At 63.9% G+C, this 13,599-nt stretch carries 11 protein-coding genes; 3 read left to right on the top strand and 8 right to left on the bottom strand.

Annotated features, from left to right (window positions below):
- Positions 1 to 10 precede the first annotated feature (10 nt).
- From D1012_RS00045 to D1012_RS00030, 4 genes are all read right to left on the bottom strand, one after another.
- The gene (locus D1012_RS00045; protein WP_118149324.1) at positions 11 to 784 is read right to left on the bottom strand and encodes an alpha/beta hydrolase; all 774 of its coding nucleotides are present in this window, start codon (positions 782 to 784) and stop codon (positions 11 to 13) included.
- A gap of 12 nt (positions 785 to 796) precedes the next feature.
- Positions 797 to 1,318 carry an alkylphosphonate utilization protein gene (locus D1012_RS00040; RefSeq protein WP_118149323.1) on the bottom strand — a complete coding sequence of 174 codons (522 nt, stop codon included), beginning with the start codon at positions 1,316 to 1,318 and terminating at the stop codon, positions 797 to 799.
- 78 nt (positions 1,319 to 1,396) lie between these two features.
- Positions 1,397 to 2,572 carry an elongation factor Tu gene (tuf, locus tag D1012_RS00035; protein WP_118149322.1) on the bottom strand — a complete coding sequence of 392 codons (1,176 nt, stop codon included), beginning with the start codon at positions 2,570 to 2,572 and terminating at the stop codon, positions 1,397 to 1,399.
- Between the two features lie 120 nt (positions 2,573 to 2,692).
- Positions 2,693 to 3,277 carry a hypothetical protein gene (locus D1012_RS00030; protein WP_118149321.1) on the bottom strand — a complete coding sequence of 195 codons (585 nt, stop codon included), beginning with the start codon at positions 3,275 to 3,277 and terminating at the stop codon, positions 2,693 to 2,695.
- Positions 3,278 to 3,397: 120 nt separating this feature from the next.
- Between D1012_RS00030 and D1012_RS00025 the strand changes: the two genes are divergently transcribed.
- On the top strand, positions 3,398 to 4,768 hold the full coding sequence (locus D1012_RS00025) for a cytochrome P450 (protein ID WP_118149320.1): 1,371 nt from the start codon (positions 3,398 to 3,400) through the stop codon (positions 4,766 to 4,768).
- Between the two features lie 63 nt (positions 4,769 to 4,831).
- Here D1012_RS00025 and D1012_RS00020 read toward each other — a convergent pair whose 3' ends face one another.
- Together D1012_RS00020 and D1012_RS00015 are read right to left on the bottom strand one after the other, a co-directional pair.
- Positions 4,832 to 5,545, bottom strand: coding sequence for a tellurite resistance TerB family protein (locus D1012_RS00020; protein WP_118149319.1), 714 nt, complete (start codon positions 5,543 to 5,545; stop codon positions 4,832 to 4,834).
- A gap of 77 nt (positions 5,546 to 5,622) precedes the next feature.
- Positions 5,623 to 9,201, bottom strand: a complete 3,579-nt coding sequence (locus tag D1012_RS00015; protein ID WP_118149318.1) for a hydantoinase B/oxoprolinase family protein — start codon at positions 9,199 to 9,201, stop codon at positions 5,623 to 5,625.
- Positions 9,202 to 9,654: 453 nt separating this feature from the next.
- Here D1012_RS00015 and D1012_RS22290 point away from each other — a divergent pair, with 453 nt between their 5' ends.
- On the top strand, positions 9,655 to 10,215 hold the full coding sequence (locus D1012_RS22290; protein WP_158569128.1) for a hypothetical protein: 561 nt from the start codon (positions 9,655 to 9,657) through the stop codon (positions 10,213 to 10,215).
- The gene (locus tag D1012_RS22285; protein ID WP_147335594.1) at positions 10,212 to 10,583 is read left to right on the top strand and encodes a hypothetical protein; all 372 of its coding nucleotides are present in this window, start codon (positions 10,212 to 10,214) and stop codon (positions 10,581 to 10,583) included. The genes D1012_RS22290 and D1012_RS22285 overlap by 4 nt, the downstream gene beginning before the upstream one ends.
- 146 nt (positions 10,584 to 10,729) lie before the next feature.
- On the opposite strand, the gene D1012_RS00010 is transcribed toward D1012_RS22285, so the two are convergent.
- Together D1012_RS00010 and glpK are read right to left on the bottom strand one after the other, a co-directional pair.
- Positions 10,730 to 11,866, bottom strand: coding sequence for an iron-containing alcohol dehydrogenase (locus D1012_RS00010; RefSeq protein ID WP_118149317.1), 1,137 nt, complete (start codon positions 11,864 to 11,866; stop codon positions 10,730 to 10,732).
- Positions 11,863 to 13,347, bottom strand: a complete 1,485-nt coding sequence (gene glpK / locus D1012_RS00005) for a glycerol kinase GlpK (protein WP_118149316.1) — start codon at positions 13,345 to 13,347, stop codon at positions 11,863 to 11,865. The genes D1012_RS00010 and glpK overlap by 4 nt, the downstream gene beginning before the upstream one ends.
- Between the last annotated feature and the right edge of the window lie 252 nt (positions 13,348 to 13,599).

Raw genomic sequence — 13,599 nt, 5'->3', positions numbered from 1 at the left:
GTGCTTTGTATCACAGCAGCGTCCGCGCGACCAGATCGGTCAGCAGACTCAGCGCCGGGCGACCATCCGGCGCTGTCCCGTGCAACAGCCGTGTCAGTTGCGGCACATGGCCGGAGGTCTCGGTAAACATGACCCGCAGATCAGCACCCATCTCCTGCGCCACACGCGCGGCCAGCCGCGCATCATCTGGCGGGATGATCCGGTCAATCCCTCCGTGCAGCATCACACAGGGCGGCCCGCCGGGGCGCAGGCGCCACGGCTGCACCATCGCCGCCGACACCGCCAGCACCGCATCAGGCCGCGTCAGCCGCCCCGCCCAGACCTTTGGCGGATGCGCCAGCGACAGCGCAGCAATGCCGCCCGCGCTCATCCCCAGCAGGGTTACCGGCAAGCCGGTGAGGGCGGACACCAGCGCACCGCTTTTCAGCGCCGACACCGCCCGGCCAAGGTCAAACAGCGCCATGGCAAAGGCGGGCCCATATAGCCGGGCGTTCAGCCGCAATCCCGCCGCCGCACTCGCCGCCACCATGCGGCGCATGGCTGGGCGGTCAGATGGCTCCATATCCACCAGCCCGCCCCCCAGCCGGTAACTCACCGAGGCAACGGCAATCCCCAAGGGGCAAAGCCGCGCCACCAGGTCTGCAAAAGTCTCTTCCTTGCGGCTGCCTTTGGCAAACCCTCCGCCGTGCGCATAGACCACAACCGCACGGGGAAGATCGGGCAAGGCAAGGTCCAGCGCCTGATGCGGCAGCGGACCGTAGGGGATGTCTGGAATAACCCGCATCCGGCGGGCCGGTCAGGCCGATTTCTTCACGAACTGGCACAGGATCACGATGGTCTGACCGTTCACCTTGCCCTCGATCTGATCCGCATTGTCATGCACCAGCCGGATGCCCCGCACCGCCGTCCCGCGCTTGGCCACCATCGACGAGCCCTTGACCGGCAGATCCTTGATCAGCACCACCGTATCGCCCGCCGCCAGCAGCGCGCCATTGCTGTCGCGGTGCGTCACCTCGGCCAGCGCCTCGCCCTGCCCCGCGTCAGCCCGTGCCTGCACCTCCGGGTCCAGATACACGGTTTCCAGCAGATCCACCGCCCATGTCTCGCCCGGCAGTGCCTTCAGCAGCCTGAAGGCCGCAATCTGGGTTGCCGGTTCCGGCGCCCAGACCGCATCGCCCAGACAGCGCCAGCGCGGGCCGGGAGTGATGTCGCCAGTCAGTGCCACTGCGCAGGTCGCGCACAGCACGGCCACATCGTCGCCGGGGGAAAGTTGTACCGGGCTGGCGTCGGGGGCAGCACAAAGAACACAGGTCGTCATAGGCATGGCCTTTCAGGGCAATGAAAAAGGGCGCGCGGAACCCCACGCGCCCTTTGGCTCTTACGCCTGCATCGCAGATCAGGCGAGGATTTTCGAGACCACGCCTGCGCCGACGGTGCGGCCGCCTTCGCGGATGGCGAAGCGCAGTTTTTCTTCCATCGCGATCGGGGCGATCAGTTCGACGTTGAACTTCAGGTTGTCGCCCGGCATCACCATCTCGGTGCCTTCGGGCAGCTGGACCATGCCGGTCACGTCGGTCGTGCGGAAGTAGAATTGCGGACGGTAGTTCGCAAAGAACGGCGTGTGACGGCCGCCTTCTTCCTTGGTCAGGATATAGGCTTCGGCTTCGAACTTGGTGTGCGGGTTCACCGACTTCGGCTTGCACAGCACCTGGCCACGTTCCACGCCTTCACGGTCGATGCCGCGCAGCAGCACGCCGACGTTGTCGCCAGCCTCACCGCGGTCCAGCAGCTTGCGGAACATCTCGACGCCGGTGCAGACCGACTTCTTGGTGTCACGGATGCCGACGATTTCGACTTCGTCGCCGACGTTGATCACGCCACGCTCCACACGGCCGGTCACAACCGTACCACGACCCGAGATCGAGAACACGTCTTCGATCGGCATCAGGAACGGCTGGTCCACGGCACGGGCCGGGGTCGGGATGTAGTCGTCAACGGCCTTCATCAGCGCACGCACCGAATCTTCGCCGATGTCCTTGCGCTCACCGATCATCGCCTGGTGGGCCGAGCCCTTGATGATCGGAATGTCGTCGCCCGGGTAGTCGTAGGACGAGAACAGCTCGCGGATTTCCATCTCGACCAGTTCGATCAGCTCTTCGTCATCAACAAGGTCAACCTTGTTCATGTAGCACACCATGTACGGAATGCCGACCTGACGGCCGAGCAGGATGTGCTCGCGGGTCTGCGGCATCGGGCCGTCGGACGCGGCACACACCAGAATGGCGCCGTCCATCTGCGCCGCACCGGTGATCATGTTCTTCACATAGTCGGCGTGGCCGGGGCAGTCGACGTGCGCATAGTGGCGCGCTTCGGTCTCGTATTCCACATGCGCGGTCGAGATCGTGATCCCACGCGCCCGCTCTTCCGGCGCGCCGTCAATCTGGTCATAGGCGCGGAAGTCACCAAAATACTTGGTGATCGCTGCCGTCAGCGTCGTCTTGCCGTGGTCAACGTGGCCAATCGTGCCAATGTTGACGTGCGGTTTGTTCCGTTCAAACTTTGCCTTTGCCATTCGCCAGCGCCCTTGGATTTGGGGGGCCCACGCAAATGCAGCGCCGGCCCCATGCTACACGGGCGGCGAAGTAAGCCGTAAACGAGGGGAAATCAAGCCTCTGTTGGCAGTTCCCGCGGGTCAGCGTCCGGTATCTGCATCCACATCGATTACCTTCGCCGGTACGACCATCGGCAGGCCGAACCATTCCGGGTTCTGCAGGAACCAGTCTTCGACCCGCTTGACCGCATTATAGGACAGCGCATCCATCTGCTGCTGCTTGGTCCGGGTGATCCCGGTGCCGATCACGGTTTCTCCCGACAGGCTTTCAAACACAGTGATCTGCTTGCCCTCGGCGTTCAGCTTGGTCCGCGCCGCGTCATCCCAGACATTGGCCGTAATCACAAGAATCGACTTTGGTGCCGCCACAACCGGAATCCCCGGAGGAGCCAAGGCATAACCGTCCACCGATATCCCGATATTATACAGCTTTGCCCCCTGATACCGGCCAAAGCGGTCATCAACCGCCTTTTTCATCGCCGCTTCCCACTCTTCGCCAGAGGCATCGCGCGAAATCGGCACCTTCTGGGTCTTGTCAGTGACCACAATGTTCAGGCCCAGGGCGAAATCCCCCAGCGGCACGGGCGGGTCGGCCAGATCATTCCTGGCACAGCCAAGCAAAAGGGTCAGGCAAAGACCGAGTCCAGACAGGCGGGCGGGGGTCATGGGCAGCTTCCTCGCAAAGGGTCTGGCCGGGATAGCCCGTGGCGCAAAGCCGCGCAAGCCGGGGTGTGCCGGTGACAGAGGCGCAAATCCGCCTATATCTGTCATAACCTTGGAGACAGCATGACAGATCACCGCCCCATCCCAGCCAGATCAGAGCCGGTCAAAGTGCCGCTCGGCAAGCGTCCCTTGGGCGTGTTCGGGTCGCTGGCGGCCGGGCGGCGTAACATTCTGGAGCTGATCCCCGAGATCGCCACCCATGCCCCGATCCTGTCCGGCCGCACCGGAAAGCGTTGGCATATGGTGATGGACCCGGACGCTTTGCGCCATATCCTGCGGGAAAACGTGACAAATTATCCCAAGTCGGTGGTAACGAAACTGATCCTGGAACCCGCCATCGGCGACAGCCTGTTTGTGGCCGAGGGTCAGGAATGGCTCTGGCAGCGGCGCACCGCCGCCCCGGTGTTTTCGCATCGCAACGTCGCCGCACTCGCCCCGGTGATGAGCGCCGCCGCAGACCGCGCCTGCGCCCGCATCGCTGCCGGCGCGGGCCGGGCGGTCAATTGTTATGACGAAATGGTGACCGCGACCTTCGAAGTGATCTCGGATGTGACCTTCTCTGACGGCGAGGGCTTTGACCGCGCCTCGGTACACCGTGCCATCGAAGATTACATGGCCCAGACCGCCCGCGTGTCGCTGCTCGACATCATCGGCGCCCCGGCCTGGGTGCCCCGACCGGGGCGGCTGATGTCTGGCGCAGCCATGCGGCAGATGAAGCGCGTCGCCGACGGCTCGATCCAGCGCCGCCGGGCAGAGGGCAATCCGGGTGTGCCGGATCTGCTCGATCTGCTGATGGCGGGCGAAGATCCGAAGTCGGGCCGCAAGATGACCACGCCGGAGCTGCGTGACAATCTGCTGACCTTCATCGTCGCCGGGCATGAGACAACGGCCCTCACCCTGTCCTGGGCGCTGTATCTCTGCGCCTTTGATCCCGCCGTTCAGGCCGCGGCGCGCGCCGAGGCGCAAGCCGCCCTTGGCACCCGTGCCGCGACTGCCGCCGACATCGCCGCCCTGCCCTTGATCCGCCGCATCGTGGATGAAACCCTGCGGCTCTATCCGCCCGCCGCCTTCCTGTCGCGCACCGCACAGGCCGCCGACACCCTCTGCGGCCGCGAGGTCTTGCCGGGCGATACCATCATTTTGCCGATCTACGCGCTGCACCGCCACCACGCGCTGTGGGACCGCCCCGACAGCTTTGACCCCGACCGTTTCACTGCGACCAAACCCGTTGAGCGCTACGCCTATCTGCCGTTCGGCGATGGCCCGCGCGTCTGCATCGGCGCAAATTTCGCGCTGCAAGAGGCGGTGATCATCCTCGCCACCCTGCTGGCCCGCTTCCGCTTTGATCTGGTTCCGGGCAAGGCGCCAAAGCCGGTCATGATCCTGACCCTGCGCCCGGAAGGCGGGGTCTGGCTAAACGTCACGCCCGCCTGACCCCGCATTGCTGCTTTGCAAATACTCCGGGGGTCCGGGGGCAGCGCCCCCGGACGGTGGGTATTAGGCCAACGCCTCGGCCTTTGCGTGCAGATGCGCGACCAGCCCCGGATCCAGCTTCAATCGCGCGGCCAGCATGGCAAGGTAGCCCTTTTCCGCCGCGCCGTCGCTGTCCACCGCCAACAGGGATGCCGCGTAGATCTCCGCCGCCTCTTCCTCGCTCCGCGCCAAAGCCGCGATCCGGCCGGGGTCAAGCGGGGCATCCAGCTCGGCGGCGATCATCGCCGACGCTTCCTGCTCCAGCCCCAATGCCGCCAACTGCCCGTCGATCCGCGCGCGCTCGTCGGCGGTCACATGGCCATCGGCCTTTGCCGCCGCCACCATCGCCTGCAACAGCCGCGCCGACAGGTCATTGGCCTGCGCCGCATCGGACGGCAAGAACACCGTGCCCTCCGGTTGCGGCAACGCCATCGGCCCCGGCTCTGCCGTCACCGCCTTGCCGTCTTGCCAATCCTGATAGGCCTTGTAGGCCAGCCCGCCGATCAGCGCCGCGCCGCCGACCTTTGCCCCGGTGCCCAGCATCTTGCGCCCGCCTTTGGTCATCAGAATGCCCATCAGCCCGCCCGCAATCGCGCCCTTGCCCAAAGCCGATTGCCCGCCCCACAGCTCCTTGGCCTTCTGGCCAAGACCATCGGCCCCCTGAGCCCCGATCTTGCCGCCGGTCGCCTGACTGACCTGACCGATCACGGAATCGAGCAAAGATTTCGCGTTGAACATATCGACACTCCTGATGGAAACGGGTTTCCGATCAGATGGGGGGTGCAGGCGCATTCCGCAACGCCTGCACGCGGCGATTACGCCTGCCCCCAACCGCCGCCGCCCGGTGTCAGCATCTCGAACGCAGCACCGGGCGGCAGGTCGCGTTCGTCATTGCCGCGCAGCCGCTCGACCCGTCCATCCGGCCAGATCACCCGGTTTTCCCCGACCGCACCCGGCGAACCGCCCGCCATGCCAAACGGGGCCACCTCACGGCTGCCGCAGAGCGTCGTCACCGTCACCGGCTCCAGAAACCGCAGCCGCCGTACCGCCCCATTGCCCCCGGCCCATTCCCCCGCTCCGCCCGAGTCCTTGCGGATGCCAAACGCCTCCAGCCGCACCGGAAACCGCTTTTCCAGAATTTCCGGGTCGGTCATCCGGGTGTTGGTCATATGGCTTTGCACCGCGTCACAGCCCGCGAACCCCGGTCCGGCCCCGGTGCCGCCCGCAATGGTTTCATAATTCTGAAACTGCGCATTGCCCCAGACAAAGTTGTTCATCGTGCCCTGCGAACAGGCCATCACCCCCAGCGCGCCATACAGCGCGTTGCACGCGGCTTGCGACACTTCGGTATTGCCCGCGATCACCGCCGCAGGCGATGCCGGATTCAGCATCGAGCCTTCGGGCAGGATGATCTCCAGCGGGCGCAGGCAGCCCTCGTTCAGCGGGATCGCCTTGCCGACCAGCGTGCGGAACACATACAGGACCACCGCCCGCGCCACCGCCGCAGGGGCGTTGTAATTGCCCATGTGCTGCGCAGAGGTGCCGGTGAAATCCACCACGGCAGAGCGCGCGGCACGGTCCACCCGCACCGCGACCTGGATCGTGGTGCCGATGTCCATCGGATAGGCAAACGCCCCGTCCTCCAGCCGGTCGATCACCCCGCGGACGCATTCCTCGGCGTTGTTCTGCACATGGCCCATATAGGCGGCCACCACCCCGGCCCCGTAGGCCGCCACCACGCGGAGCAGCTCGCGCCGTCCGGTTTCATTGGCGGCGATCTGGGCTTTCAGATCGGCCATGTTCTGATCCACCGACCGCGCCGGATAGCGGGCCGAGGCCAGCAAACTGCGGGTTTCCGCCTCGCGCAGCCGCCCCTGTTCGACCAGTGCGAACAGGTCGATCAGCACGCCCTCTTCATCAATATGACGGCTGTCGGGCGGCGAAGACCCCGGCGTGCGCCCGCCGATATCGGCATGGTGCCCCCGCGACCCCAGCCAGAACGCAGGCGCGCCACCCACAAAGACCGGCGTGATCACGGTCACATCCGGCAGATGGGTGCCGCCGTTATAGGGGCTGTTCAGCATCCAGGCATCGCCCTCCCGCGCGGTGCCTTTGGTGGCAGCAATGACCACCTTCACCGCATGCGACATGCTGCCCAGATGCACCGGAACATGCGGTGCATTGGCCACCAGATCGCCCTGTGCGTCAAAGATTGCACAGGAAAAGTCCAGCCGCTCCTTGATGTTGACCGACCACGCCGTATTGGCAAGCGTCGCCCCCATCTGATCAGCCACCGACATGAACAGGTTGTTGAACACCTCCAGCAACACCGGGTCGGCATGGGTGCCGACCGCATGCTCCCTGGCCAAGGCGGTGACGCGCTCCAGAATCAGGTTGGCCTGCGCATCCACCCGCGCCTGCCAGCCCGGCTCCACCACCACCGTCCCCGTCGCTTCGCGCAAGATCGCGGGACCGGCGATTGCGGTGCCTTCGGGCAATTGCGCCCGGTCATACAGGGGCACCTCGGCCCAGTCCTCCAGCCACACCCGCTGCAGGGCCAGCGGGCTCGCCTGCCCCTCTGGGGCTTTGGCCTCCGGCAAGGCCGCGCCGTCACCAATCGCCTCCACCGCCAGCATCTCGAACAAGACTGCCCGCTCGGGCGAGGCAAAGCCAAAGCGCGCCTGATGCGCCGCCTCGAACGCCGCTTGCATCGCAGGCGCGTCGTCAAACGCCACCTCCAGCGGCTGATGCGAGCCGTCATAGCGCAGATGCGCGCGGGCCAGGATGCGCGGCGCGGTTGCGCCCTGCGCCGCCACCTCGGCCCGCACCAGTCCGGTGATCCCGGCCAGCTTGTCCCGCGCCTCCTCCATCGCCGACAAGGGCGCATCAAACTGCACCTCCTGCAGCGCGCGGATCTCGGCCAGCCCCATTCCAAAGGCCGACAGCACCCCGGCAAAGGGATGGATAAAGATGCGCGTCATCCCCAGCGCATCGGCCACGCCACAGGCATGCTGCCCCCCCGCCCCGCCAAAGCATTGCAGGGTATAGCCGGTCACATCATGCCCGCGCTGGACCGAGATTTTCTTGATCGCATTGGCCATGTTGTCGATGGCGATGCGCAGGAACCCGGTGGCCAGCTCTTGCGGCGTCATCGGCGGCTGGCCGGTGGCGGCGGCGATCTCGGCGCTGATCCCGGCACACCGCGCCTGCGCCGCCTCGGCATCCAGCGGGGCGGTGCCGTCTGGGCCGAACACCGCCGGGAAATGCGCGGGCGACAGCCGGCCCAGCACGACGTTGCAATCGGTGATGGTCAGGGGCCCGCCGCGACCGTAAGCAGCGGGGCCGGGGTTGGCCCCCGCGCTGTCCGGCCCGACCTGCAACCGGCCATCGCGGAAGCTGCAGACTGACCCGCCGCCCGCCGCCACCGTATGAATATCCATCATCGGCGCCCGCATCCGCACGCCCGCCACCTCGGTCTCAAAACTACGCTCATAAGTCCCGGCATAATGGCTGACATCGGTCGAGGTGCCGCCCATGTCAAAGCCGATCAGCCGGTCAAACCCCGCCGCCTGTGCGGTTTGAACCATGCCGACGATGCCCCCCGCCGGACCCGACAGGATCGCATCCTTGCCCATGAACCTGTGTGCCTCGGTCAGCCCGCCCGAGGATTGCATGAACAGCAGCCGCCCCGTCGCGCGGCCCATATCCAGCGCCCCCTCGACCTGCGCCACATATCGGCGCAGGATGGGCGACAGGTAGGCATCCACCACCGTGGTATCGCCGCGCGACACCAGCTTGGCCAGACGGCTGACCTGATGCGACAGGCTGATCTGGGCAAAGCCCTCCTCGGCGGCAATCTCGCCCACCCGCGCCTCATGCGCGGGGTTGAGGTAGCCGTGCATCAGGGCCACCGCGACCGCGCGGATGCCTTGCTTGCGTGCTGCCTTCAAAGCGGCACGGGTGGCGACCTCGTCCAGTGGAGTGAGCTCCAGTCCGTCAGCATCCAGTCGCCCCGGCACTTCGGCCACCGCCTCATGCAGCAGGTCAGGGCGCTGGATATGCAGGGCGAACAGATCGGGGCGGGCTTGCGTGCCGATGCGCAACAGGTCGGCAAAACCTTGGGTGATCAACAGCAGCACCCGCTCGCCCTTGCGCTCCAGAAGCGCGTTGGTGGCGACGGTGGTGCCCATCTTGACCGCCCCGATCAGGCCCTCGGGGATCGGTTCTGCCGCCGTCAGTCCCAGACAGTCGCGGATGCCCTGCACGGCGGCATCGGGATAGTGCTCGGGGTTCTCGGACAGAAGCTTGCGGGTCTCCAGCCCGCCATCCGGGCGGCGGGCCACCACGTCGGTAAAGGTGCCACCCCGGTCGATCCAGAATTCCCACGTGCCCATGAAAGCCCCCGCCTTGTGCCCCGCTTTGGGTGGGGCATGGGGCGCGCAGTGTCAACGGGGTTGGGAATGGTGGGGGTGGGTTCCCACTGTGTTACAAGGGGGCGGGGTGTTTGGAATCAAGGGGTTAGGGGTGTGGAATTAAGGTGTTGTTAAGGTTTGCTGGGATAAGCGACAAAGTTGTCGCTGCTTGAAAGAGCCAAGTAGTAGAGGGTTCAGTTTCCGCCGAAGCGAGCCTATATTATCGTTGCGCGGACATGAAAATTCTAAACGACTTGTAGCAAGCAGCGGGAGTCTCCGGTTGCTATTTGCGACGAACGTATGTGGTTGCACAGTTGACGGCGCTCCAGGAGAAAGATATAAATTTCTAAAATCTGACGACAACTAGAACGTTTACTTGCACCCAAGGCAGTTGACGAAGTGCTAATTATTACTTCTTTGAATATGGAGATTGTGTTGAGAAGTTTAGTCACTACGCTCATCGTGTTTCCCTTGGTGTTTTTTTTGCTTATTCTACTCGTGAAGCCAATCATCATATTTGGGTCTGCACCATTCAATGCCTCGATGGGATGGTCAGTATTTGGCGGAATAGCCGGTTATGTTGGCGTTGTTTTCTCACTTAGCGCAGCCTTGGGCGTTTCGAAACTCTCTGACAGATACTTCGCCAAGAGCAGGCTGCCGGATCTGCAGAAAAAGATTGTTGCAATAAACCAAAATCTGACCAATCAAGCCTCCAGCAGCAACATGGGAAGTCTAAGGTCAAGCCAAATCGTACCACAAGTGGGCGTTGCTCTACGTTCACTTGAACGAGTAAAAGTTGAAAGCCTTAACCTTATATCTAAATCAGTGGCTAAAAACTACGAGACACTGAAGCGCAAATTGGATGGCATGAGCTCTCCATTCTCGGCCAAACTTCCTGTTAACGATGACCCTGACTTTTGGGCATTGGTAAACAGCCTGAGCGAATTGGCTGACGAAATTGAGACCCATCGGAGAGAAGAGGATGCTAGAGTATGAGTTACACCTCTGATCAATGGCGCTCGGCAGTATTCAAACTACTCAAACTGACCTCGAAACAGGAAATAAACTGGTCGCCCTCTACCATTTTCCAAGGTGACGCCTGGACACTGGTTGATCGGTCGTTTCAAGCTACCTTTCAAGATAAAACTTATGTTGTCTCCGCAACTAGAACCAAGTATTTTATTGATGAAGAAGAGTGGATTTGGTCAGGTGGCTTTGACTTAAGTATATTTGAGAAAGTTTCTGGGAGTTATGAAAGAATTACATCGTCACCTGAGATATCATTAGTTTCAAACTTGTTTTCCGCTGCAGAAGCTAGCTATGCATTTAAGCGCGGCGCACTTAGTGGCCTTATCGATGACTGAAACGCTCGATAGTGCGAACACCCTCCACCTACTTGTTAATTACATGTGGTGTCTAGTTTAAGCAGACTCGGGTTGATCGGTTAATGTAATCCCAGTGCGAACGCACCTGACTGTCCGCAACCCATTGCAATAGCTTCACATTTACCTCACCCCGCCCCCACCAACACCTTACACAAATCCCCCTGCCCCAGCACCACCGGGTTGCCCTTCGTCGATGAGGCACCCTCCGCCGCCGCTGCAATGGCGGCGTGGTCTTCTGGCCTGACGCCAAGCGCGGACAGTCTTGGCAGCCCTGCCTGATGCGCCCATGTGGCGAGGGCTTCTGGGGCGGTTTCGGCTGTGCAGTCCAACACCTCGGCGAGCAGCGCGCAGACGTGGTCCAGCCGGGTGCGGGCGTCGCCGGTGCTGCGGGCGCGGTTCATGGTCAGGACCGGGCCAAGGAGGGCGCCGCAGATCGCGCCGTGGGGCGCGCCGGTGGTGCCGCCAATCACGCCGGCGAGGCCGTGGACCGCGCCAAGGCCAGCATTTGCCAGGGCCAGACCGCCGCAGAGCGAGGTCCAGGCCAGGGCGTCGCGGGCCTCCGCGTCTTCGCCCATGCTCAGGGCCATCAGCGCGCGCAGGGCGGGGGCGATGGCGGGCAGGGCGATGGCGTCGGTGTAGGGCGTGGCTTTGACCGAGACATAGGGCTCGATCCCCTGTGTCACCGCATCGAGGCCGGAGGCGAGGGTGACGGGCCACGGGCAGCCATCGGTCAGGGCGGGGTCGATGAGGGCGACGCGGGCAATCATGCGGTCGTCGCGCAGGCTGACCTTGCGGCCATGATCCGGCAGGCCGATGACGGCGTTCTTGGTGACCTCGGCCCCGGTGCCTGCGGTGGTGGGGATGGCGATGAAGGGCAGCGGCGGGGCGTGCAGCGGCAGGGCTTTGCCCACGATTTCCAGATGATCCATCGGGCCGCCGGGGGCGGGGATCAGCGCGGCGAGGGCCTTGCCAAGGTCAAGCGTCGCACCACCGCCGATGGCGACGACGACCTGCGGGGCAAAGCCTTTGGTCCAGTTGAGGGCATCCTCTAACATGGACAGCGTTGGCTCACCCGGACAGGGAAAACACTGAATTTCTGCATCCAGTTTCACAAGCGCATCAACCAGCTTTGGGACGTGACGTGTCGAACCGCCGTGTACGATAAGGACGCACGTGCCAAAGGAGCGGATCAGATTCGGGGCATTTGCCACCTGACCCCGGCCAAACAGGATGCGCGGCGGCTGGAGGATGGTGAAGCTCATACCGACATCGTGGCCTGCACGGCCCGGCCCCAGCGCGCGTATTTGGCGTCGCGGGTGGCGGCGTCCATCTGCGGCTGGAAGCGGCGGTCGAGCGCCCAGCTTTTGGAAAATTCCTCGGGGCTGCCACAGATGCCGGCCTGCAACCCGGCAAGATAGGCGGCGCCTAGGGCAGTGGTCTCGGTGACCATGGGGCGGTCAACGGGTGCGCCCAGAATGTCGGAGAGAAATTGCATGGCCCAGTCAGAGGCGGTCATCCCGCCATCGACACGCAGCACGCCATCGGCGGCGGCCCCCCAATCGGCACGCATCGCATCAAGCAGATCGCGGGTCTGGTAACCCACGGATTCCAAAGCGGCTCTCGCCAGTTCCGCCGTGCCGGAGTTGCGGGTGAGGCCATAGACCGCGCCGCGGCAGTCGGGCCGCCAATAGGGCGCGCCAAGGCCGGTGAAGGCGGGAACGAGGATGACACCCTGCGCTTCCTCGGCAGCTTCGGCGAGGCCTTGGGTTTCCGAGGCGTGGCGGATGATCTTCAGCCCGTCACGCAGCCATTGCACCACCGCGCCCGCGATAAAGATCGAGCCTTCCAGCGCATAGGTCGGTTTGTCGTTCAACTGATAGGCGATGGTGGTCAGCAGGCGGTGGGTGGAGGGCACCCGGTCGGCCCCGGTGTTCAAGAGCGCAAAGCAGCCGGTGCCATAGGTCGATTTCATCATGCCGGGGACAAAACAGGCCTGCCCCACGGTGGCGGCCTGCTGGTCGCCCGCCACGCCCAGAATGGGGATCTCACGCCCGAACAGATCGGCGCGGGTCATGCCGAAATCGGCGGCGCAATCCTTGACCTCGGGCAAGAGCGCCATCGGCACCCCCATCAGCGCGCAGATCTCGGCATCCCATGCGCCGGTGGCGATGTTGTAAAGCATGGTGCGCGCAGCGTTGGTGGCATCGGTCACATGTGCCCGCCCGCCGGTCAGGTTCCAGATCAGCCAACTGTCGACCGTGCCAAAGGCCAGCTCGCCCGCTTCAGCCCGCGCGCGGGCGCCCTCGACATGGTCAAGCAGCCATTTCACCTTGGTCGCCGAGAAATACGGGTCCAGCAGCAATCCGGTGCGGGCGGTAATCATCGGCTCGTGCCCCGCGTCCTTCAGCGCGTCACAGATGCCCGCCGTGCGGCGGTCCTGCCAGACGATGGCCCTGTGGATCGGCTGCCCGGTGGCGCGGTCCCAGATCAGCGTGGTCTCGCGCTGGTTGGTGATGCCGATCGCGGCGATGCTGTCAGCCCTGATCCCGGCCTTTTCCATCACCGCCCGCGCGGTGGCGGCAACGGTGGACCACAGGTCGGACGGGTCATGCTCCACCCAGCCGGGGCGGGGATAGTGCTGCGCAAACTCTTCCTGCGCCGAGGCCACGACTCGCAGCCCCGCGTCAAACAGGATCGCACGGCTGGAGGTGGTGCCCTGATCAATGGCAAGGATATGGGTCATGGCATCTCTTTCGGTGTGGTATTCATCTGTTCTTAAATATCCCCGCTGGAGGCATCCGACATTGGCAGCAGGAGCCTCCGGCGGGGATATTTAAGAACAGATGAAAGGGGCAAGGCAATGGCCCTGCCCCCTTTGGTTTTATTTCAGTTCCACGATTTGATGAGTTCGTCGTAGCTGATTGTTTCGCCTTGTGGTTTTTCGTTTTCGAGTTTTGCGACGGGTGCGCCTGGGGCGTCGAGCCAGACCTGGGGG

This window comes from Pseudotabrizicola alkalilacus, assembly GCF_003443995.1.
Lineage (GTDB): Bacteria > Pseudomonadota > Alphaproteobacteria > Rhodobacterales > Rhodobacteraceae > Pseudotabrizicola > Pseudotabrizicola alkalilacus.
The sequence above is the reverse complement of the archived record's forward strand: the minus strand, read 5'-3'. Positions and strand labels throughout refer to the sequence as shown.

Coding starts and splice junctions, on each gene's coding strand:
- D1012_RS00010 (WP_118149317.1), bottom strand. CDS start 11,866: ATGAGCTTCACCATCCTCCAGCCGCCGCGCATCCTGTTTGGCCGGGGT.
- D1012_RS00020 (WP_118149319.1), bottom strand. CDS start 5,545: ATGTTCAACGCGAAATCTTTGCTCGATTCCGTGATCGGTCAGGTCAGT.
- D1012_RS00030 (WP_118149321.1), bottom strand. CDS start 3,277: ATGACCCCCGCCCGCCTGTCTGGACTCGGTCTTTGCCTGACCCTTTTG.
- glpK (WP_118149316.1), bottom strand. CDS start 13,347: ATGACCCATATCCTTGCCATTGATCAGGGCACCACCTCCAGCCGTGCG.
- D1012_RS00025 (WP_118149320.1), top strand. CDS start 3,398: ATGACAGATCACCGCCCCATCCCAGCCAGATCAGAGCCGGTCAAAGTG.
- tuf (WP_118149322.1), bottom strand. CDS start 2,572: ATGGCAAAGGCAAAGTTTGAACGGAACAAACCGCACGTCAACATTGGC.
- D1012_RS00015 (WP_118149318.1), bottom strand. CDS start 9,201: ATGGGCACGTGGGAATTCTGGATCGACCGGGGTGGCACCTTTACCGAC.
- D1012_RS00045 (WP_118149324.1), bottom strand. CDS start 784: ATGCGGGTTATTCCAGACATCCCCTACGGTCCGCTGCCGCATCAGGCG.
- D1012_RS22285 (WP_147335594.1), top strand. CDS start 10,212: ATGAGTTACACCTCTGATCAATGGCGCTCGGCAGTATTCAAACTACTC.
- D1012_RS00040 (WP_118149323.1), bottom strand. CDS start 1,318: ATGACGACCTGTGTTCTTTGTGCTGCCCCCGACGCCAGCCCGGTACAA.